Source organism: Sphingomonas panni (assembly GCF_022664435.1).
GTDB lineage: Bacteria > Pseudomonadota > Alphaproteobacteria > Sphingomonadales > Sphingomonadaceae > Sphingomonas > Sphingomonas panni.
Genome location: NZ_JAKREU010000012.1, coordinates 74,501 through 94,338 on the forward strand (window position 1 = coordinate 74,501; position 19,838 = coordinate 94,338).

A 19,838-nucleotide genomic window follows, 5' to 3' on the forward strand; every position below is an offset into this window, starting at 1 on the left:
GCGGCCCTGACCGGTCACGCCACGAGGGCGGACGCTGTCGCAAATGTCTGTTGCTAATCAGCCGTGTTCCAATGCACATCTGCGACATGCTCCTCGGCTATGCGCGCGTATCTACCGACGATCAGGATCTCACGCTTCAAAAGACGGCACTGAAGGCGGCCGGATGCCGGCGGACATTCGAGGAGAAGGTGTCCGGCGCCAAGCGCGCCCGACCGGAACTCGACCGGATGCTGGAGCAGCTGCGCGACGACGACGTGGTTGTGGTCACCCGGCTCGATCGCCTAGCGCGTTCGACGCGCGACCTGCTCGACATCGCCGAGAAGCTGAACGAGGCGGGAGCGGGGCTGCGCTCGCTCGCCGAGCCCTGGGCCGACACGACCACGCCTGCGGGACGCATGGTGCTCACCGTGTTCGCCGGCATCGCGGAGTTCGAGCGCGAGCTGATCCACCAGCGTACCAGTTCCGGCCGCGCGGCAGCCATGGCGCGCGGCGTGAAGTTCGGGCGTAAGCCCAAGCTCACTCCGGACCAGATCGCGCTCGGACAGCGTCTCGTCGGCGAAGGCACATCGGTGCGCGAAGCGGCGAAGCTGCTGAAGTGTCATCATGCCACGCTCTATCGGGCGCTCAACCATCCGGCGCAGATGCCCGTACATCGCTCGACACGTTGATTGAGGAGTAGGATTTCGCCATGATCTTCGCGCTTCTACTAGCGGCAAGTTCGCCGAATTCCGCGCTGGAGGCGGAGCGGGCCTACTCGGAAGCTGTACTTGCCAGTGGCCGTCAGGCAGCGGCACGCAGTTTCGGTCCACAAAGCGACCCCTGGCCAATACAACATGCGCCCGAAACCGCGCGCTCTCCATCTGTGGCCAGCATGTTGCAAGCAGCCGAGAGTAGCCGAAGGTGGTGGCTCACAATGATGAGTGTCGAGAGCCATGCCGAGCGCAGACCCGAACTTGTCTTTCCGTCCTGTGATCCGAGCGGGTCGGCAGTTGTTATCGGCGGGCTGTACGATGGCGGAAATCGAGTTGGATCATATAAGACGCTTTGGCGGAACAGTGCTGAGGGGTGGCGCTGGGAAATCGACGACTATCGTCGGGATGGATCGAAGGCATTAGCGGCAGAAAGTTTACAAGCGATCGAACCTGAGTGCTCGGCAAAACTCACCAATGAACAGCTCCAAATCCAAGCCGTTAGCGATGCGAAAGAGATCGCGTCTGTTTTGCGACAGGAGCAGGCCGGCAAACAGGTCGACTGGTTGGCTGTTCCAAGACGAAGCGTGGCCGAAGACGTTATCTTTGTCGGCAACGATGGCCGACGCATCCGCAGGCTCCCCGCCAAGCTGCCCATTCGGCGCATAGCGGGTGCGTTATCGTCCGGAAGCAGTTACGATGAAACGCTACGGTGGAGTAGCCGCGTCCTGGACGGGTCTGCACAAGCCCATAGCTTTCAGATCACCCAGTGGCGCGGTCCCAAGAATGGATGGCAGATCGTCTACTACGAGCTCCGCGGGTGAAACATCACGAGAGGTGATCCGGTAACTTCCAACTCGTCCAACCTCACAAACCCACGAAACTTAATATACTTTGCGGCAACGCTCAGGCTTTTGTTGACCATTTGTTCCGACTGCCGCTGTCCATATGACAAACCTTGAGGTGCCCCCCGCCTGCCATCCCGATCGCGAGCAGCGCGCGGTCGCGATAGGCGCGCAGGTCCTCGCCGGTGACGCTGCGGAGCATGTCGCGCAGCACGTCGCCATCGGCCGCGCGCTTCTTGGCGGGCAACTCGTCCTTCTTGTCCTTGCGGATCGCGCGCATCGCCTTTTGAAGCCGGGCGGCATCGGGCTGGGTGGTGGGTGGCTCCATGTCGGCCGCGCGATGCGCGAACACGATCGCGGCGAGGCGCCGCCCGATCGTCGCCTTGCCGAGCGGGCGCGGCTCCTGGCGGGGCATGATCCGCCCGCGTTTGGTGCGCTGCGGCTCGCGCGGCGCGAAGCCGGTTTCAGCGAGCAGCGTCAGGAACGCGGCAACGGTCGTCGGTGTCGCGGGGAGCGGCCGGTAGCCCGCCTCGCCGCACCACGCGCAGAAGAGCCGCCAGTCGGACTTGTACGCGCGCAGTGTCGCGTCGGCCGAGGCGCGGCCGACATAGGCGTCGACGCGTTCGCGATCGTCGGGGGCAAGATCGGGGAGATAGGGCTCGAGGGACGTGACCTGATCCAGCACCACCACCGCGCCAGCCACGATCGCATCAAGCTCTCTCCCGTTGTTCGCGGCATCGTCCGTGGTTTCGTTACGCATGTCGGCTCGATCGGCTCCGTCCAGCTTTTCGGGTGCCGAACTGGCTACCGGAGCGCGCGAAATCTGGCCATCACCTTTTTAGCGGGAATCGGTGTTATCGCTAGAAAGAATGATCCGGAGGTGCCCGATCATGTCGGTTGTCCTGAAACGGTGGACGCACACGGCGAGCGTCGCCCGGCGTCAGTCCACTCCTGAAATGGTGGACATTCTCCCCAAAAGAGCGGACGCTTGCCAGGCTGGATCAGCCGAGGCGTCGTACCATGCGAACCGCGGACCTGAAGACGGCGAGCGACGCTAATTGGGCAGAAGCGCACCGCCGCGAGAAGATCATCCGCCCACTTGCTGCGCTGACCCGCATCCCGGGCAACGCAGCCGCCGAAGCGCTGGATAAGCTTGGGCTGGGTCGCGCCCGTTTTCATGAGCTTCTCCAGCTTTATCGGGCGTCGCCCGTTGCCGCTTCGCTGTTGCCGCGCCCGCGAGGGCGGGAGAGGGGAGAGCGGCGGCTCTCATCTGCTGCCGAGCAGTTGATCGCCCGAGGCATCGCGGAGTGTTATCTCACCCTCGAGAAGCCGAACGTGCAGGCGCTCCGCCGCTGGCTCCGACATGAGGCGCAGAAGATCGGGCTGAAGGTGCCCAGCACCAAGGCAATCCAAGCACGATTGGACAGACTGCCTCCCCAGACCGTCACGGCCCGTAGGCAAGGGTCCAAAGCCGCCGCTGACAAGTGGGAGCCGACGCGAGGCGTGTTGGATGCCAGCTACGCGCTGGAGCTCGTGCAATCGGATCACACGCTGGTCGACGTGATCGTCGTCGACGATCTGTATCGAAAGCCCATCGGTCGGCCGTGGCTCACGCTGATGATCGATATCGCGAGCCGCACGGTACCGGGGTTCCACCTCGATATGCTTGCACCCTCGGCCGTGTCGGTTGGCATGTGCATGCGCCAAGCCGTTCTCCCCAAGACCGCCTGGTTGGCCGAGCGCGGCATGGAGGCACCTTGGGACAATCAGGGTCTCATGGATCGGCTACACCTCGACAATGCGCGCGAGCACCGCTCCGACGCTCTGAAACGGGGCTGCCGTGCCCATTCGATCTCGCTCGAGTATCGTCCGGTTCGGCGTCCGCACTTCGGTGGCCATATCGAGCGGCTGATCGGGACAGTGATGGGCGCTGTCCATCTTCTGCCCGGCACGACGTTCTCCAACGTGGCGGAGCGAGGCGAATACGACTCCGAAGCCCAAGCGTGCATGACGCTGGGCGAGTTGGAGAGCTGGCTCGCCGCACAGATCATTGGGCCGTACCATGCAGAGCGACACCGCGGCATCGGCATCCCGCCGGCGCTCGCCTGGGCCGAAGCGATGGAACGGCGGCCGGAGCTGGCGCGGCTGCCGGTCGATCGCGCCAGCTTCCTCTTCGACTTCCTGCCTTGCGAACTACGCGCGGTGACCCCGCACGGCATCGAACTGTTCCATACGCACTACTGGGATGACGCGCTGTCCTGCTGGTACACGCGACCCGGGCAGGCCATGCCGATCCGGTGGGACCCGCGTGACCTTTCTCGCATCTGGCTCGAGCTCCCGCATGGCGAGCACCTCGAGGTGCCCTATCGTGACCTCCGGCGGCCGGCGATCACCCGCTGGGAACAGAAGGAGGCGGTTCGCACCCTGCGCGAGCGTGGTCAGCAAGCGGTCGACGAGACGCTGATCTTCCAGGCGGTCGAGACACAGCGGCTGATCGTAGCGGAAGCCGCTCACAAGACGAAGGCCGCACGGCTCGCGCTCCAGAGGACAAGGGCAGCCTTGGCTGATGCACGGCGCGCCAGAAGCAGCGGCAAGCCCACCATTGAGGAGGACAGAGCCACAGCTCTGCCGGGTGCCTCGGGAACGGATAAGGGCGGTGATCGGCAGGCGCTACCGTACCTCGTCGAGGAGATGCCCAGATGAGCGATCTGTCGCATCTTGCCGAGGACTACCGCGAGCGTGCGATGTGGGCCGACAAGGAGCGAATTGCCTGGATCCGCATGGATCGTTGGCTCGGCTTCCCGAAGGCGGAAACCGTGCGCAAGACCTTGGATGCGATGCTACGCTACCCGCCGCGCACGCGCATGCCGTGCCTCCTGATCTACGGCCAGACCGGGATGGGGAAGTCCCGCATCGTCGAGCGCTTCGAGGCGGAGAACCCGCGCGGGTTCAACGACACAACGGGAACGGCGACGATCCCGGTCGTGGCCGTTCAGCTGCCGCCACAGCCGACCGATGGCGAGTTCTACGGGGAGGTTCTCGAGAAGCTTGGCGCCGGCTTTGCGGGGCGCGGCGACGTCCAGCGAGCCCGGCAGCTCACCCGCCGGATCATGGGGCAGGTGGGTGCTCGTATGCTGATCCTGGACGAGATCAACCACATGCTGGCCTGCACGCCACGGCAGCAGCGCGTCTTCCTCAACACGCTTCGCTATCTGGCCAACGACCTGCAGATTCCGCTCGTCTGCACCGGCAACCACGAGGCGCGCGCGGCGCTGCTCACGGATGCGGCACTGGCCGAGCGGTTCGACGCGGTCGAGCTGGTCCGGTGGCAGAACGACGAGCCATTTCGGCTGCTGATGGTCACGCTCGCCGCGATCCTGCCTCTGCGCAAGCCATCTCAGCTGGAGGAGGAGCGATGCCGCACCGCTATCCTCGACCTCAGCGACGGGAACACCGGCCGCATCTTCCGGCTCGTCGAAACGCTCGCTGTGCGGGCAATCGAGAACGGCACCGAGCGTATCGAAGTGAGTGACCTCGACGCCGACGACCTTGTGCTTCCCTCCGTCAGCATGAAGGCGTTAGCCCAGCGCCGTGGACGCGGGCGGGCGACGGCGGCTGCTTGAGCCGTGGCGGGAGCGCTGCCGTTCGCGCCGCGTCCTCGTTCCGACGAGTTGCCGTCATCCTGGCTCGGACGGACCGCGGCCTTCTACGATGTATCGGTCGCCGAGCTTCGGGAGGCACTATGGACGGCCGGTCCGAAGGCGCAGCCGGATGTCCGCTGGGATCCGCACGAGGCGAGAAGCGTCGCAGCCGGTCTTCGGGTCGCGTTGGATGTCGTGCTCAATCTCGGGGTCAAGCGCCGCTGGCCAGGGCTGGCGGTGGACTGGTTGCCAAGCATCGACGGTTTCGGCCGAGCGCGAGGCGAACTCGATCTCGCCTGGTGCCGCTACTGCCTTGCCGAAGCGCACGAGGCGGGCGGAGCTTACCTGGACGCAGAGGCGGCGCTGCCGATCGTCTTCTGTCACCAGCATCGCGCTTGGCGACAGGATTACTGTCGGCGTTGTCGGCCGAGACACGCGCCGCGGTTCATCTGGTCGAATGGCATCGAGTTCGTGTGCGGCGATTGCGGCACCCCGCTAAGGGCAAGCCGCTGGACGCAGCCGACACCAGCGGCGTATTTCGAGCCGGAAGAGACGGCTGCGGCGCTTTCGATCCTGTTTGCGTTTGACGGGGAGGTCCGCAAGGCGCTGCTCGGGCATCCCGCATGCTTGCCGGGGATGGAGCCGGTGCCCGCCCGCCAGTTCCTCACCGTGCTGCGCGATCTCACCCGGGCGCTGCTGGCGCCGAGCCTCTTCAGGACCAGTTACATTAACCTGGTCGACTGCCCCGTGCTGCCGATCATGCCGGAGCACAAACCACAGACCTGGGACGAACAGCCCTACCATGAGCTTTCGCCTTACGGCCGAGCTCACATTCTCAGCGCGGTGGTAGCGCTCCTCGCCGACGAGCCCGTCAGCCGCCTGATGTCGGGCGCTCATCTGCCGTTTCGCGAGCGCCACATTCTGGAGAAGCTGCTCAGCTACGTGCCTCGCTGGGTGCAGGCCACCCTGATCCGAAACAGCACGGCTTGGCCGGCACGCCTACGCGTCCGCATTGAGGCCCATCAGCGACGAACTGGTATGGACGCCGAAAGCGTTCTGGCGCAGTTTCACGCGTGGCGGGCCGAGCGGGATCAGCGGCACCGCGAGCGACTGTTGCTGAGCGGGTGACAATGCCCGTCGGACGGCACGTAAGCATCTCTGAAGGAACAGAAATCCGCCAGTCCGATAATATATCTTATGTAAAATGAGGTTTTCTCTGAGCGCGCCAATGAGTGAACAGATCGCGACGCCGTTCCCATCAGATTGCACGCTACATGCTTGTGCGGTAGCACCAATTTGAGCGAACAGCGCACTGCTGGCGTGGTCCTGGGCTAAGCCGCATGAACAATCGAGAGACGGAACTCACGTCAATTGCACTGGCGCGTCAAGCGCTGAATGTTTTGGACGATAACGGAAACGGATCAAGCCTGTTTGCCTGCAAGCTGGCGGAAGCGCTGGACCATGCCGAAGCCGATCGTGTCGGCGATCAAGTGCTAACACAGGACGTGAGCGCCGGTGCCAGCGGCTCAGCTCTTTTTAGGGTTGATGCTCATTCTCGTGAGTTGGTCGCTTCGGACGGGTCCCGTCTCGTGATCAACCCTGAAGCTATCGTGCAGGTTCGGGGGGTCGAGGCCACGACCACTGTGTCGCTGGTTGACGGCTCCGAGGTACGGATCAGCGGTGATCTTGCGCAAGTGGCGCCGGCTTTGGGCTTGCCATCTGTCGCCCTATCCCAATCCGTTGATTACGTCTCCGCGAGTACCGCACGTCACCAGTTGCGCAACCTCCTTGCGATCGTCTCCGCGATAACAAATCAAGTTCTCGACGAGGATCGACCCTTGATCGACAAGGCTCGGGATCTCGCCGCGCGGACTGCGATGCTGAGCAGCATCGGCGATCTTCTCCTGCAGCCGCAATCGCATTCTACGGATCTGCAGGTCCTTGTGTCTCGCCTCATGAACGTTGTCGGTGACAAGCGCTGCAAGGTAACTGGTCCATCAGTGCTGGTCGGTCCTGGCGCCGCGGTGACGCTTGGCCTGGCGCTTCACGAGCTGCACGTTCACTCATTCAGGACCGGGGCCTTGAGCAGCAGGAATGGCTACGTCGAGATCAGCTGGAGCGCCAACGATGTCGAGGCGTCTTACTTATGGCTGCAATGGGCCGATCGCGACGGACCGCAGATGAGGGCACCACTTTCAGCTTGGAGCGACCGCTTGCTAAGCGTGGCAACGCCGCGTCGTCTCGGTGGGCAATGCGGGATACAGGAGCTACCGTCCGGCCTCGTCTGGTCCCTCCATGCGCCACTAGAGCGCCTCGCCACCTGAAAGTCTGATTTGTTAGTGGCGTTCCTTCGATGCCTGGCTCGTCTGCTCCAGGAGCGCCTCAACTGCCGCGCTGCTGATCCGCTCCGCTGTCTTGAGCGCTGCGGCAGGCTTGAGGCTCACATTGACTGCGTCCGGACCGCTCACGTCGACGACGCCGTTGTTCGCGGTTGCTGCCGAGGCCTCATCATGGACCTCTTTCATCTCAATTCTCCTTTCCGCAACGATCAACGCTGGCAGGAGCACTCAGGTCCAAGAGCGGCCACGATCGGTCACGTTTGCCTGATTGCGGGGTCTACTCGTTCCCCGTCATCAAGGTTGACGTAAGGGATAGCTCTGGCCGAAGGCGATCTGGAGTAACCACCACAGTGGTCCCCGGACCCGCTGCATCCAGCACGCGGGCGCTAAAGTCGGGATCGACCCCGATCACGTCCGGCCCGAGATCGGGTACGACGGCCCTCCCCGAGCCTGGCAGGTCGAGGCGCAGCCAACGGCCGTCGACCTGCCGCTGGTAAGCGACCGGGCCCGTGACGTTGCCCGTCAACGTCACGGGCGCCGCCCCAATCTCCTTTCCGTCGCGAATGACCCGCACCTCACGATCAGTCGTGCTCACTACGACCGAAAGGGCAGCGGCACCTCTCTTCTCCGCCTTCCAGAGGGTAGGCTCGATCCGATCAGGCAGGAGCGGCGCCGCTTCCGTAGCCGCCATCACCGGCATCGTATCAAGCCGCGTGACGACCACCATCATGCCCAGTCGGCTTTCGGCGAAGAGCAAGCGCGCGAACGCCTCCGGCAGGCGGATGCAGCCGTGGGAGGCCGGATAGCCAGGAAGAGCGCCGCCGTGCAGCGCGATGCCGTCCCAGGTCAGGCGTTGCATGAACGGCATGGGCGCGTTGTTGTACAAGTTGGAGCGGTGGTCCGCTTCCTTCTGCAGGATTGTATAGACGCCCGGCGGTGTCTCGTGCCCGGGCCGACCGGACGACACCGTGGTGATGCCGATCGGTATGCCGTTGCGGTACACCGTCGCTCGCTGCGTCCTGAGGTTCACGACCATGATCATGGGACCGCTGGGTGCAACCTGCGGGGCCCAGAGATACTGGCCCGGTCGAAGCCGCGCCGCAGCTTGCGCCACGGTGCCGGCGGTCAGCGCAGGCGCTTCCGGCACGGACGCGAGCATAAGAAGGAAGGCAATAGACAACATGGAATGGACCATCGACCGAAGCCGGGTCGTGGCCTATCCGTATCTTCCCTCAGTCTACCGCGAAATCACCCCGTGCCGCGTGGGCGATCGCTCAGCGTGAGAGCGCGCCGAGCAGTTCGTGTCGGCGGAGCGGCTTTTCGAGAACAGCATTGAAACCGCTCGCGAGCGCCGCATCCTTCAGCCCGGCGCTGGGGTGTCCGGTGACCAGAACGGCTCGTCCGCACCAGCCACGTCGCTGCAGCGCCCGGAGAACGCCGATCCCATCCCCATCAGGCAGCTGGTAGTCCGCCACCAGCAGGCCTACGGAGGCGAGGTCGTCGCCCGCAACGCTCGCCTGCGCCGTGCCGTAGGCGCGCACGTCATACCCGCGCCAGTGCAGCAGCAGCTGTAACGATCGGCGGACGGCCTGGTCGTCCTCAACGATGACGGCGAGCGCTCGGGGGTTCTGTTCCATCGAGCCACCCTGCCCTCGTTATGGCGACAACGCTCTACGTAGATGTACGAGCTTCCCCTCCGAGGCCGGCCGCGAAGGCAAGCCGAAGCGCCTCGGACAAGCTGTGAACACCGAGCTTGGTCATGAGATTGGCCCGGTGCACCTCGACCGTCCTGGGCGAAATGCCGAGATCGAAGGCGATAGTTTTATTCGGCAGACCATCGGCAAGCCCGCGCAGAACGTCCTGCTCGCGGGGCGTCAGCGCGGCGATGCGCGTGGCAGCCTCCTGCGCCGAGGCAGCGGCCGCATCATGCCGGTCGAAGATCGCGAAACCGGCGGCGAGTGCGCGCAGCAGCGACGCCTTGTCGAACGGCTTTTCCAGAAAGTCGACAGCGCCCGCCTTCATCGCCTGAACGGCGATAGGCACGTCGCCATGTCCGGTCAGGATCACCACCGGCCAGCCGACGCCGCGCTGCGCCATCTGCTGCTGGACCTCAAGCCCGTCGATCTCGGGCATGCGGACGTCGAGCAGCACGCACCCAGGCTCCGCCGCTTTGACCTCCTTGAGGAAGGCTACGCCCGAGGCATGGCTCTGCACGTCGAAGCCCGAGGTGCGGAGCAGAAAGCCGACCGAGCGGCGGACGGCATCCTCATCATCGACAACATGGACGAGCCGGCGCTCGCTCATACCTCGTCCCCTTCCGACGCAGCCGGTAGCGTAAAGTAGAAGGCCGCGCCCTTGTCCGTGCCGGGCTCCGCCCAGATGCGTCCGCCATGCGCCTCCACGATGGTCCGGCAGATGGACAGGCCCAGGCCCATGCCGTCCTGCTTGCTCGACGTGAAGGCCTGAAAGAGCCGTGGTGCGATTGCTGGATCCAACCCCGGGCCTGTGTCCGTGATCCCGATACGCACATGAGCGCCGTCGCGGATCGTGGACGTCGTGATGTCGCTGACCTCGCCGTTGCCCAGCGCCTCCACCGCATTGCGGAGCAGATTGACGAGCACCTGCTGGATCTGGACGCGGTCTGCGAGCACATGACTGGCCGCCGGGTCGAGCGACACGAAACTGCGCACGCCGCGCTCGCGCGCGCCGGTAAGCCCGAGCCGGATCGCATCCTCAATGAGGGACGGTACAGGCTCGATGCGACGCTCGGTCTCGCCGCGGGCTACGAACTCGCGCAGCCGCCGCACGATGCGGCCGGCGCGGAGCGCCTCGTTGGCGGACTCGCCGACCGCCTCGGCCAGAAGCTCTCTGGGCGCATCCTCCGCGTCCAGCAGGTCACGCGCCGCCTCCAGGTAATTGGCGATCGCGGTCAGCGGCTGGTTCAGCTCGTGCGCGAGTGTCGAGGCCATGGTCCCCATCGCGCTCAACCGTGAAACATGGATCAGCTCGCCCTGCAACTCCTTCAACCGCAACTCGGCGCGTTGCTGGTCCGACAGGTCGCGGATGAAGCCGGTGAAGATCCTGCCGTTGGCGCCGTGAGCCTCCCCGACCGACAGCTCCATCGGGAACTCGGTGCCGTCCTTGCGCTGCCCGACGACGATGCGGCCGATGCCGATGATCCGTCGCTCGCCGGTCTCGAGATAATGACCGATGTAGCGATCGTGCCGCGCCCGGTGGTCGCCGGGCATCAGCAGGCTGACGTTGCGGCCGAGGACCTCTGTTTCCCCGTAGCCGAACAGGCGCTCGGCCGCGGCGCTGAACGACTGGATCAGCCCCCGCTCGTCGATCACGACCATGGCGTCCGGCACAGTCGCGAGCACCGAGCGCATATGCGCCTCGCTCTCGGCCAGCATGTGCTCGGCCGCGCGCCGCCCCGTGACGTCGGCGATCATCAGTCCGTAGCCGCGGAGCTTCTGGCCGTCGAACACGGGCGCGACCGTGATATCGGCGAGGAACTCCGAACCGTCCGCACGCTTGCACCAGTCTTCCAGCCGAACAGTGATGCTTGCGCCGGCTTGTGGCCATCGACCGCTCGCCGCTGGCCAGAAGGCGTCGATACTGCGCCCGACCGCTTCGCTCCTCGGCGTGCCGAGCAGCCGCTCCGCTCCCTCGCCCCAATAGGTCAGCGTTCCGTCGGGCGCCGCCAGCAACAGGGCGCGGTCGGTCACGCTCGCAACGAACAGCGCCAGGTCCTCCGCGGTCGCGGCGGGGGTGGTCTCGGCGTTGATCACTGCGTGTTCTCGATCTCGGATTCCAGCCAGCGGATGCGGCCCACGATGGCGACGAAGAAGGCGGTTGACCAGCCCAGCAGGATGATGCCGTTCGCACTTTCGATGGCGCCGAGCACCCGCCATCCCGGCGCAAGGACCACATCGCCATAGCCGACCGTCGTGTAGGACGCGGTCGAGAAGTAGAGGGCCGCTTCAAGAGAGGGCAACGCTCCGACGAACAGATAGAAGCCGGCATAGAGCCAAATCTCTATGCCATGCAGGACAAAGAGGCCGGTCGCCGCGCCCACGATAGCCAGGCCTTCCCATATCAGCCTCGCATCGGCCGGCCGCCGGCGCCGATGCAGGCGCAGCAGCAGCATCAGCGCGGCGATACCCATCAGGTGAACCGCGCACGTGATGGCGACCAGCATGGTGGCCGCGGCAAGTTCAACGAGGAGCTGCATCGGTGACGGTTGTCACGGGCGACAGCGAGATACTGCCGCCCGCGACGTTCTCGTCCTTCCCTGATCCTTTAGCGGTGGTGGACGAGCAGCAGGGGTACCCGGCACCGCTTCAGCATGCCCTGCGTCGCGCCACCGAAGATCGTCTCCATCGTGCGAGCGTGGCCATAAGCGCCCATGACGACCAGGTCATAGTGACCCATTTCGGCTTCGCACCGGAGCGCGACGTCCACCCGGTCGATGCCGATCGGCTCCCTCTTGATCACGGGTTCGATCCCATGCCGCGAGAGGTAGCGGGCCGCATCCTCGATCGGCGTGTCCATCGACTTGTCGTCGGCATAGTAGAGCGTGACGCAGCGGGCGAGCGACAGGAGCGGCATGGCCGCAGTCAGCGCCGCCTCCGCGTCCGGCGAGCCGTCCCAAGCGACGATCGCGCGACCCCGCACATCGAGCTTGCGAGAAGCCGGAGGTACGGCGAGCACGGGTTTGCCGGTGTGCACCAGCAGATCGCCGATCACGTCCCGCATGCGCGGGAGAAGCTTGCCGTCCTCGTCCGTGCTGAGCACGATCAGGTCCGTCATTCGCGCCCGAGCTTCGATCGTCTGCGACAGAAAGCCGGTCGTCTCTGTCCAGTCGAACGGGACGTCCTCGCGCTCGAGCCGCGCCCGCATCCGGACACCGTGAAGGGTCTCGCTCTCCTGCTCCTCGGCGAGCAGAAGGCCGCCGACGCCCATCGCCACATAGTCGCCCATCACCTCGGGGATGATCGTCAGGTCGAGACAGGTGAGATGCCCGCCCACCGCGCGCGCAACGTCGAGAGCCGACTGGTACCGGGCCTCCTGTCCTTCATCGCCGTGGATCAGCAGCAGGATGTTCTTCATGGGTTCCCTCCTCTAGCCTGGATCGATGCTAGGAGGGCGACCGCGGCGCCAATATCCGCAATGTTCCGGATGTCAGGCCGCGCGCTGGCGAAGGCACGCCTCGTCCTCGACGCGGAAATGCTTCACCGACAAGGTGATCAGGCCTCTGGCCTTGAGCTTGCTCAGCTCGCGGCTGACTGTCTCGAGCGAGAGCCCCAGAAGGTCGCCCATCTGCTGTCGGGTGAGGGGAAACGCGACGTTGTCCTCTGGCGATCGTTCCGCAAACTCGACTAGCAGGCTGGCAACCCGCTCACCGGCCGACTTGCGGCCGAGCAACAGCATCCATCGACGCGCCCTGTCGAGCTCGTCCAGGGCGCGCAGCAGCAGTGCATGCTCGACCTCCGGGTGGGTTGCGGCGAACTGCTCGAAGGCCGGTCGCCCCAAAACGCAAAGCCGGGTCTGTCCGAGCGCTGTGACGGAATAGCTGCTCCGTGTACCGAACGGCCTGCCGACCACGTCCCCCATGCCGGCAAGTCCCAGAATCTGCTCGCGTCCATCGGCGAGCGACGCGGTCAGCTTAAGGACTCCGGACACGACGAAGCCGACGAGCAGCGTGTCGTCATCCTCCCAGACCAGCGTCTCGCCGCGCGCGAGCGTGATCGGGCGGGCGAGCCGGTCGAACTCGCGTGCCGCCTCCGGCGAGAAGTTGCTGCAGAGCGAACGGCTGCGGGCAGCGCAGCCCATGCAACGCGATGAGAGTGTCGACTGAGCGGCGGCCAATTGCATCATACTTCCCTTCCCCACCGCCGATAAGGAGCTGCCGCGCCCTCGGGCATAAGGGATTGTACGAAGGTCCCGGGTTGTCGCAGGTCAAATCGAGACCGGGAGATCAGGGACTAGCCGCGGAGCTCACTTCGAGGAGTCTCCCATGCGCGCCTACCCGACCGCCGCCCTGTTCACCGCGGCATTGCTCACTCCCGGCATGGCCGCGGCGCAGACCGCCGCCGGCGACTGGCTGGTGCGCGTCCGCGGCATCGTGGTGTCGCCGACGGAGAGTTCCGGTGAGGTTTCCGGCCTTCCGGGCAGCCGGGTGGGCGTGACCGACAGCGTGATGCCCGAGGTTGATTTCACCTACATGGCGACCGACCACATCGGCGCGGAGCTGATCGTCGCCACGACGAAGCACAAGGCGACGGGGCGAGGCTCAATCGCCGCCATCGATACGGTTGCGAGTACGTGGGTGCTGCCGCCGACGCTGACCCTGCAATACCATCTCGCGCCCACCGGCAAGATCCGGCCCTATGTGGGCGCCGGCGTCAATTACACGGTCTTCTATGCCGAGAATGCCAGCGACGCACTGGAAGGCGCGCTCGGGTCGACGAAGGTGCGCATGAGCGACAGCGCCGGTTACGCACTGCAGGCGGGCGTCGATGTCGACATCGGGCCTCGCACCTTCCTGAACGTCGACGTCAAGTACATCGACATTGACACCACGGCCCGGCTGACCACCGCCGCGGGGACGAACCGTGTGCGTGTCAGCATCGATCCGCTGGTAATCGGCGTCGGCGTCGGCATGCGCTTCTAACGCCCTTTCTCCGGCCGAACTCAGCGGCCACGCCGGTTCCCCGACGTGGCCGCTTTTTTGCGCCCGAAGATCAGACTGCGCGGCTGAACCGCTGGACGTTGAGCGCCGAGTGCTCGTCGAACGCGCTAGCGACCAGGCGGGCGTAGGGCTTCCCCTCCGGGGTCAGCGCGAGCGTCGCGCCCGAGATCGTCACCAGGCCGCGCAGCACAAGATCTTCCAGCCGATCATGAGCCCTTCGGTCGAGCAGTCCACGAATGCCGAACGTCCGGTGCGCGATGTCCAGGTCCACCTGCCCGTCGCAGAGCAGCCGCTCGATCACCCAGCCGCGCGCACGATCAGTCGGCTGTAGCGTGACGCCTTTGACCCCGGCCAGCCCACCGGAGTTCACCATTTCGACATACCGACCGAGGTGCTTCCCGTTCTGTACGATGACGTTGCCCACCTGACTGATTGCGGAAGCACCGAGGCCGATCAGGGCATCGGCGTCGTCATCCGTGAAACCCTGAAAGTTGCGCCGGAGGCGACCGGCCGCCGCGGCTTCGGCGAGCGGGTCGTCGGGCCTGGCGTAGTGGTCGAAGCCGATTGTGGCAAAACCCTGCTCCTCGAGCATCTCATGAGCCAGCAGCGACTGCGTGAAGCGAGCATGCGCGTTCGGCAGCAGCGTGTCGTCGATCATGCGCTGGCGCGGCAGCATCCGGGGCATGTGCGCGTAGCCGAACATCGCCACACGGGAGGGTGCAAGCAACCGCGTCCGCGCAAGCGTGCATGCGATGTCATCCAGCGTCTGGCCGGGCAGTCCGTACATGAGGTCGAGATTGATGGCGGCAACACCGGCCGCGCGCAGCTCGGCCGCGCGGAGCGCCACCTCCCGGAACGGCTGTACTCGGTTGATCTGCTGCTGGATCCGCAGGGAAAAGGTTTGGGCGCCGAGGCTGGCCCGCGTGATACCGCAGCCGGCCAGCGTGCGGGCATAATCGGCGTCGAGACTACGCGGATCGAGTTCCGCAGCCCATTCGGCGGCAGGGTCGACCCGGAACGATCGCTGAAGCGCCGCGCAGATCCTACTGAACTCGGCTGCCGGCAGGGCATTGGGGCTGCCGCCGCCGAAGTGGACATGGGTGACGCAGCCGCGGACGAGCTGCGCTACCGTTTCAATCTCACTTAGCAGCGCCTCGACGTACCGGGTGACCCGGCTCGCGCGGCCGACGGCACCGGTGTTGCACCCGCAGTACCAGCAGATCGTCTCGCAAAAGGGAACGTGCAGGTAGAGCGAGAGCTTTGCGTCATCGGCCAGCGCTCCCAGCGCTTGCCGTTGTTCGGAAGCTCCCACCTTCCCGCTGAACGAAACTGCGGTTGGATAGCTGGTGTAGCGTGGCACACTCAGCGCGGCGAGGTCAGCATGGTAAGCGGTCATGAGCGTGCGATGACCGGCGACATTTGCCTGCGCCTTGACGATCGTCAAATGTCAGAGCCGCTACGTATAATGCCGGATCAACGCCCTTGCGGTTGGTCAACGGCAGCAGCCGAGTAGCGCGGCACCCCGTAGGCCTCGAGCAAAAGGAGGCGACGATGATCCATCTTCCGAACGACTGGTTTCTGTATCTCGCGGCAGGCGCCATGGGCCTTTTTATGCTGACCATGATGTTCGTGACCGTCAGCGAACGCCGGCATCCCTGATTGGGGCCTGGCCCACAAATGGTGATTGGCCGCGAGCCCTCCATCGGCCGGCGCTCGCGGCAGCAACCTAGTGGGACGCTCCGTCGAGCGCCTGTTCCAGCGTCATTCTTGCGCCCGGCGTGTATCGGCGAGCGCCCAGATACAGGAACGCCAGCTCTTCATAGTCCAGCAAGCGCCGGCAACCATCGAACAGGCAGCGAAGCATGTAGCTGAGCATGTCCGTTCGCGAGTCGTCGACACCCTTCTCTCGGAGCATCTCGCCGACATCCTCCGCGTGCATGCCGATCGCGACCTGCTCAAGAAGGATGCGTCGCAACATACCCGCCCCGACGCGGAGCTGTTCGCCCGCGAACACGCGGTCGAGAAACCTGCTGGTGATCTCGACATGCTTTCTGAAGCGGCTTTGGATCAGGTCGGCGATCGCACTACGCTCGTCATGGTCCGGTGCCTCCAGGAGGCGATCGGCGAGCGCTTCCACCCGGTCGCACATTTCTCTGATGTCGGCATGATCCGACAAAAGAGCTCCAACATCGACCTCGTCGATGACCTTGGACCTGCGCACGAAGGGCAGCACCTGCGAGAAAGGCTGTTCCACGGCAAAGCCTCCAGCTTTCTGGTCACTGCGTCCGGCTGCTATCCTCTTGCGAACGCCGCTGCAGCGCCGCCTGAGCCTGCGCGCGGTACCGACCGTCAGCGAGCATCGCGCACGCCTTGTCCGCGGCCTGGCGCACCCGCTCCAACTGCTCCCCGGCGTAAGAGGCATCCATGTCAGGCACGACGGAGTCGATTCGAATGTGCTCGGCCTGTCCCATACCCAGTCCACGCCAGAGATAGACGTCAAACACCTCTTTCAACGACAGTACCTGCCCCTGCTCGTTGAGCCAGGGGAGCGAGGCGCCTGACGTGCTGAACGACAGAAGTGGCTTTCCTGCGACCACCGACTGCCCGGAAGCAGCCTGCAGATCGCGGAAGGTGTAGCCCGCCCCCAGTACACGCTCGACATAGCCCTTCAGCATGGCCGGCGGCAGGCCGAACCAGATCGGGTAGACGAAGACGACAATGTCGCAGCGCTCCAGATGGGCTAGTTCGGCTGCGACGTCCGCTGCAGGCGACCAGCCGGGTTCAGTCGGACGCTCGCTGGTGCGCAGCACCGGGTCGAACCCCAATGCATAGAGATCGCGGACCTCGACGCTATGGTGGTTGGCTGCAACCGCCTCCCGATAGGCATCGACGATGGCGTGGTCGAACCCTTCAGGCGTCGGGTTGGCGAGCACAACGAGGTGACGGAACATCATGGCTTCACTCCAGTAGCGGTGGCCGGCTCAGGCGGCCTTGCGGCCCCAGTCACGGTTCAGCGCGAGCGCGCCCAGCGTGCAGGCGGCGCCCGACAGCAGGTACGCCCCCACGGCGATCAGCCCGAAGCGGCTGGCGAGGAACAGCGCCGCCAACGGTGCAAAGGCGGCACCGACGAACCAGGCCGCCGTCGCGGTGGTACCTGCACCCGTGTAGCGATGCCGGGGCGAGAAGCTGCCGTTGGTCGCGCCGGACGATTGCCCGAACGACAGCCCGAGCAGGACGAAACCGAGGATCATGTAGGTCCACTCGCCCGCCGGCCCGCGATCAAGGAGCTGCGGTGCGAACCCGCTGTACGCGCCGATCATCGCCGCCGACACGCCCAGCAGCACCCGCCGGCCGATCCGGTCGGCGATGGCCCCTGAAGCCGTGACCGCAAGGAGTCCGACGGCTGCACCCACCATTTCGATGGTCAGGAAGCGGATAGCGCTGCCCCCATTCAGCACCACCCAGGAGAGCGGGAAGACGGTGACGAGGTGAAATAGCGCAAAGCTGGCGAGCGCGGCGAAGGCGCCGAGCACCACGGTGCGCCCCTCCTCCCGGAACATCTGGGTAACGGGCGAGGGCTGCAGCTCTCGGCTTTCGAACAGCTCCTGGAACTCGGGCGTCGAGATGAGCCGAAGCCGGGCGAACAGCGCGACCACGTTGATAACAAAGGCGACGAAGAAGGGATAGCGCCAGCCCCAGTCGAGGAAGTCGCTCATCTTCAACGTGTTGAGCAGGAACGCGAACACGGCCGCGGCCACGAACAGGCCGATCGGTGCGCCGAGCTGCGGGATCATGGCGAACCAGCCGCGGCGGTTGGCCGGTGCGTTCAGCGACAGGAGCGCCGGCAGCCCGTCCCATGTGCCGCCCTGCGCGATCCCCTGCCCGATCCGGAAGAGCGCGAGCAGGGCCGCAGCGATCCAGCCGACCTGCGCATGGCCAGGCAGGAACGCCATGGCCGCGGTCGAGCCGCCCAGCAGGAACATGGCCACCGTCAGCTTGACCCCTCGCCCGTGCCTCCGATCCAGCCACAGGAACGCCATCGCGCCGAACGGGCGCGCGACAAAGGCCAGCGCGAAGATCGCGAAGGAGTAGAGCGTTCCCGTCACCGGGCTCACGTCGGGGAAGATCAGGCTTGGGAACACCAGCACCGACGCGATCGCGTAGACGAAGAAGTCGAAGAACTCGGTCGAGCGGCCGATGATGACGCCGACGGCGATGTCGCCCGGGCGAACGTCGTGCCGTTCGGCATTGATGAGGCTGGCGTCTCGCTCAAGTGCCGTCGAGTTCGCCGGGCCCAGGGTGCTGGCTACCATGCTTCCAAGTCCTTCAATCTGACGTCTTCTCGTAATCTCGGGCGACCGGCGAACCTTTGACTTTTGTCAAAGTCGAGAGGGCGGCGTGCCGGTTAGCGGACGGGCATGCTCAAGACAGGATCCAACCTCATGCGACGCGCTCTGCGCCTGCCACAGCGTCTGGCGATGCTGGCGCTGCCGGCACTGCTCGGCGGCTGCGACATGGTGGTCATGAACCCCACCGGCGACATCGCGGTCCAGCAGCGCGACCTGATCCTGTTCTCTACAGGCGTCATGCTGCTCATCATCGTGCCGGTCATGGTGCTGACCGTGGTGTTCGCGCGCAAGTACCGCCGCGGCAACGCGAACAAGACCTACGATCCGAGCTTCACCCACTCCACCACGCTGGAGCTGGTGATCTGGTCGTGCCCGCTGCTGATCATCATTGCGCTGAGCGCCGTGACCTGGACCAGCACGCACCTGCTCGATCCCTTCCGGCCGCTGGAGCGGATCTCGCCGGGCCGCCCGGTGCCCGCCGGCACCAAGCCGCTCGAGATCCAGGCTGTCGCGCTCGATTGGAAGTGGTTGTTCATCTATCCCGAGCAGGGCATCGCCACGGTGAACGAGCTGGCTCTGCCGGTGGACGTGCCGGTGCGCTTCTCCATCACCTCCAACGATCAGTTCAACACTTTCTACGTGCCGACGCTGGCAGGCATGATTTACGCCATGCCGGGCATGCGCTCCGAGCTGAATGCGGTCCTGAACAAGCCGGGAACGAGCGAGGGCTACTCCGCCAACTATTCCGGCGCAGGTTACTCCAACATGCGCTTCAAGATGCACGGGCAGTCGCCGGCAGACTTCGCACGTTGGGTGGCCGGAGTGAAGGCGCAAGGCGGCTCGCTTCCCACGGAGCGTTTCGTCGCCTTGGCGAAGCCGAGCGAGAAGGTGCCGGTGATGCGCTTCGCCGCCGTGCAGCCGCAGCTGTTCGATCGCATCGTCAACCGCTGCGTCGAGGCAGGCAAGCCGTGCATGATGGACGTGATGACGCGCGACATGGCGCGTGCCGGCGGCAACCCGCACGATCACCGCATGGGCGCCGGCATGCCGCCCGGCCGCGGCGCCGCGCCGATCATGGGTGAAAAGCCCACGCCCGCGCTCCAGAAGGCGCCCGAAGACAAGGGCTCAGGCCCGAATGTCACCAAGCCGGCGAAGCCCGGGAAGGCTCCAGGCCAGCTGAAGCCGGGCGACCAGCGCAACCGCGACCTTTCCGCCCTTCCCTCCTTCCTCCGCGGCGCCGCTGGCGCCGTGCGGGCCTGACCCCCGCGCGATCGGAACCAC

General features: G+C 65.3%; 21 protein-coding genes. 8 read left to right on the forward strand and 13 right to left on the reverse strand.

The window, feature by feature from the left end; all coding sequences use genetic code 11:
• Positions 1–86: 86 nt before the first annotated feature.
• Both MF609_RS18095 and MF609_RS18100 read left to right on the forward strand, forming a co-directional pair.
• Entirely contained in the window at positions 87–668 is a 582-nt protein-coding gene (locus MF609_RS18095) for a recombinase family protein (protein ID WP_007406331.1), read from the forward strand.
• 20 nt (positions 669–688) lie between these two features.
• Entirely contained in the window at positions 689–1,513 is an 825-nt protein-coding gene (locus MF609_RS18100; RefSeq protein WP_126014483.1) for a hypothetical protein, read from the forward strand.
• 82 nt (positions 1,514–1,595) lie between these two features.
• Here the strand turns inward: MF609_RS18100 and MF609_RS18105 are convergent, their stop codons facing one another.
• The gene (locus MF609_RS18105; RefSeq protein ID WP_242417499.1) at positions 1,596–2,294 is read right to left on the reverse strand and encodes a site-specific integrase; all 699 of its coding nucleotides are present in this window, start codon (positions 2,292–2,294) and stop codon (positions 1,596–1,598) included.
• A 260-nt stretch (positions 2,295–2,554) separates the two neighbouring features.
• Here MF609_RS18105 and MF609_RS18110 point away from each other — a divergent pair, with 260 nt between their 5' ends.
• From MF609_RS18110 to MF609_RS18125, 4 genes are all read left to right on the forward strand, one after another.
• Complete coding sequence (locus MF609_RS18110; protein WP_147035901.1) at positions 2,555–4,237, forward strand: Mu transposase C-terminal domain-containing protein; 1,683 nt, start codon at positions 2,555–2,557, stop codon at positions 4,235–4,237.
• Positions 4,234–5,157, forward strand: a complete 924-nt coding sequence (locus MF609_RS18115; RefSeq protein WP_147035902.1) for a TniB family NTP-binding protein — start codon at positions 4,234–4,236, stop codon at positions 5,155–5,157. Before MF609_RS18110 ends, MF609_RS18115 begins: the two co-directional genes overlap by 4 nt.
• A gap of 3 nt (positions 5,158–5,160) precedes the next feature.
• Complete coding sequence (locus MF609_RS18120) at positions 5,161–6,303, forward strand: TniQ family protein (protein ID WP_242417500.1); 1,143 nt, start codon at positions 5,161–5,163, stop codon at positions 6,301–6,303.
• 212 nt (positions 6,304–6,515) lie between these two features.
• On the forward strand, positions 6,516–7,499 hold the full coding sequence (locus MF609_RS18125; protein WP_037447203.1) for an HWE histidine kinase domain-containing protein: 984 nt from the start codon (positions 6,516–6,518) through the stop codon (positions 7,497–7,499).
• Between the two features lie 12 nt (positions 7,500–7,511).
• Here MF609_RS18125 and MF609_RS18130 read toward each other — a convergent pair whose 3' ends face one another.
• The 8 genes from MF609_RS18130 to MF609_RS18165 all read right to left on the reverse strand — a co-directional run bounded on the left by MF609_RS18130 (position 7,512) and on the right by MF609_RS18165 (position 13,394).
• Positions 7,512–7,700 (reverse strand): hypothetical protein, encoded by a 189-nt coding sequence (locus MF609_RS18130; RefSeq protein WP_037447206.1) that lies wholly within the window; start codon positions 7,698–7,700, stop codon positions 7,512–7,514.
• A 91-nt stretch (positions 7,701–7,791) separates the two neighbouring features.
• Positions 7,792–8,697 (reverse strand): L,D-transpeptidase family protein, encoded by a 906-nt coding sequence (locus MF609_RS18135; protein ID WP_164523927.1) that lies wholly within the window; start codon positions 8,695–8,697, stop codon positions 7,792–7,794.
• Between the two features lie 91 nt (positions 8,698–8,788).
• Positions 8,789–9,151, reverse strand: coding sequence for a response regulator (locus MF609_RS18140; protein WP_037447209.1), 363 nt, complete (start codon positions 9,149–9,151; stop codon positions 8,789–8,791).
• Positions 9,152–9,185: 34 nt separating this feature from the next.
• Positions 9,186–9,818, reverse strand: coding sequence for a response regulator transcription factor (locus MF609_RS18145; protein ID WP_037447212.1), 633 nt, complete (start codon positions 9,816–9,818; stop codon positions 9,186–9,188).
• Positions 9,815–11,305: a PAS domain-containing sensor histidine kinase gene (locus tag MF609_RS18150; RefSeq protein ID WP_234703088.1), complete on the reverse strand. Its 1,491-nt coding sequence runs from the start codon at positions 11,303–11,305 to the stop codon at positions 9,815–9,817. The genes MF609_RS18145 and MF609_RS18150 overlap by 4 nt, the downstream gene beginning before the upstream one ends.
• Complete coding sequence (locus MF609_RS18155) at positions 11,302–11,715, reverse strand: ion channel (RefSeq protein ID WP_336945088.1); 414 nt, start codon at positions 11,713–11,715, stop codon at positions 11,302–11,304. Before MF609_RS18155 ends, MF609_RS18150 begins: the two co-directional genes overlap by 4 nt.
• A 101-nt stretch (positions 11,716–11,816) precedes the next feature.
• On the reverse strand, positions 11,817–12,626 hold the full coding sequence (locus tag MF609_RS18160; protein ID WP_037447218.1) for a universal stress protein: 810 nt from the start codon (positions 12,624–12,626) through the stop codon (positions 11,817–11,819).
• 72 nt (positions 12,627–12,698) lie between these two features.
• Entirely contained in the window at positions 12,699–13,394 is a 696-nt protein-coding gene (locus MF609_RS18165; RefSeq protein WP_239024935.1) for a Crp/Fnr family transcriptional regulator, read from the reverse strand.
• Positions 13,395–13,533: 139 nt separating this feature from the next.
• Here MF609_RS18165 and MF609_RS18170 point away from each other — a divergent pair, with 139 nt between their 5' ends.
• Positions 13,534–14,190 (forward strand): OmpW/AlkL family protein, encoded by a 657-nt coding sequence (locus MF609_RS18170; protein ID WP_277991338.1) that lies wholly within the window; start codon positions 13,534–13,536, stop codon positions 14,188–14,190.
• A gap of 70 nt (positions 14,191–14,260) precedes the next feature.
• Here the strand turns inward: MF609_RS18170 and hemN are convergent, their stop codons facing one another.
• The 4 genes from hemN to MF609_RS18190 form a co-directional block, all read right to left on the reverse strand.
• Positions 14,261–15,652: an oxygen-independent coproporphyrinogen III oxidase gene (gene hemN, locus MF609_RS18175; RefSeq protein WP_307724545.1), complete on the reverse strand. Its 1,392-nt coding sequence runs from the start codon at positions 15,650–15,652 to the stop codon at positions 14,261–14,263.
• A gap of 282 nt (positions 15,653–15,934) precedes the next feature.
• Positions 15,935–16,462 carry a hypothetical protein gene (locus MF609_RS18180; protein WP_037447224.1) on the reverse strand — a complete coding sequence of 176 codons (528 nt, stop codon included), beginning with the start codon at positions 16,460–16,462 and terminating at the stop codon, positions 15,935–15,937.
• Positions 16,463–16,484: 22 nt separating this feature from the next.
• On the reverse strand, positions 16,485–17,162 hold the full coding sequence (locus MF609_RS18185) for an NAD(P)H-dependent oxidoreductase (RefSeq protein WP_051749601.1): 678 nt from the start codon (positions 17,160–17,162) through the stop codon (positions 16,485–16,487).
• A gap of 27 nt (positions 17,163–17,189) precedes the next feature.
• A complete protein-coding gene (locus tag MF609_RS18190) occupies positions 17,190–18,521 on the reverse strand; it encodes an MFS transporter (protein WP_037447225.1) in 1,332 nt (443 codons plus the stop codon).
• Between the two features lie 129 nt (positions 18,522–18,650).
• Between MF609_RS18190 and cyoA the strand changes: the two genes are divergently transcribed.
• Positions 18,651–19,817 (forward strand): ubiquinol oxidase subunit II, encoded by a 1,167-nt coding sequence (gene cyoA / locus MF609_RS18195; protein ID WP_037447463.1) that lies wholly within the window; start codon positions 18,651–18,653, stop codon positions 19,815–19,817.
• Positions 19,818–19,838 lie beyond the last annotated feature (21 nt).

What these genes read in the sequence shown, in the direction of transcription:
- MF609_RS18095 (WP_007406331.1), top strand. Translation starts at nt 87, where the DNA reads ATGCTCCTCGGCTATGCGCGCGTATCTACCGACGATCAGGATCTCACG.
- MF609_RS18100 (WP_126014483.1), top strand. Translation starts at nt 689, where the DNA reads ATGATCTTCGCGCTTCTACTAGCGGCAAGTTCGCCGAATTCCGCGCTG.
- MF609_RS18105 (WP_242417499.1), bottom strand. Translation starts at nt 2,294, where the DNA reads ATGCGTAACGAAACCACGGACGATGCCGCGAACAACGGGAGAGAGCTT.
- MF609_RS18110 (WP_147035901.1), top strand. Translation starts at nt 2,555, where the DNA reads ATGCGAACCGCGGACCTGAAGACGGCGAGCGACGCTAATTGGGCAGAA.
- MF609_RS18115 (WP_147035902.1), top strand. Translation starts at nt 4,234, where the DNA reads ATGAGCGATCTGTCGCATCTTGCCGAGGACTACCGCGAGCGTGCGATG.
- MF609_RS18125 (WP_037447203.1), top strand. Translation starts at nt 6,516, where the DNA reads ATGAACAATCGAGAGACGGAACTCACGTCAATTGCACTGGCGCGTCAA.
- MF609_RS18130 (WP_037447206.1), bottom strand. Translation starts at nt 7,700, where the DNA reads ATGAAAGAGGTCCATGATGAGGCCTCGGCAGCAACCGCGAACAACGGC.
- MF609_RS18135 (WP_164523927.1), bottom strand. Translation starts at nt 8,697, where the DNA reads ATGTTGTCTATTGCCTTCCTTCTTATGCTCGCGTCCGTGCCGGAAGCG.
- MF609_RS18140 (WP_037447209.1), bottom strand. Translation starts at nt 9,151, where the DNA reads ATGGAACAGAACCCCCGAGCGCTCGCCGTCATCGTTGAGGACGACCAG.
- MF609_RS18145 (WP_037447212.1), bottom strand. Translation starts at nt 9,818, where the DNA reads ATGAGCGAGCGCCGGCTCGTCCATGTTGTCGATGATGAGGATGCCGTC.
- MF609_RS18155 (WP_336945088.1), bottom strand. Translation starts at nt 11,715, where the DNA reads ATGCTGGTCGCCATCACGTGCGCGGTTCACCTGATGGGTATCGCCGCG.
- MF609_RS18160 (WP_037447218.1), bottom strand. Translation starts at nt 12,626, where the DNA reads ATGAAGAACATCCTGCTGCTGATCCACGGCGATGAAGGACAGGAGGCC.
- MF609_RS18165 (WP_239024935.1), bottom strand. Translation starts at nt 13,394, where the DNA reads ATGATGCAATTGGCCGCCGCTCAGTCGACACTCTCATCGCGTTGCATG.
- MF609_RS18170 (WP_277991338.1), top strand. Translation starts at nt 13,534, where the DNA reads ATGCGCGCCTACCCGACCGCCGCCCTGTTCACCGCGGCATTGCTCACT.
- MF609_RS18185 (WP_051749601.1), bottom strand. Translation starts at nt 17,162, where the DNA reads ATGATGTTCCGTCACCTCGTTGTGCTCGCCAACCCGACGCCTGAAGGG.
- MF609_RS18190 (WP_037447225.1), bottom strand. Translation starts at nt 18,521, where the DNA reads ATGGTAGCCAGCACCCTGGGCCCGGCGAACTCGACGGCACTTGAGCGA.
- cyoA (WP_037447463.1), top strand. Translation starts at nt 18,651, where the DNA reads ATGCGACGCGCTCTGCGCCTGCCACAGCGTCTGGCGATGCTGGCGCTG.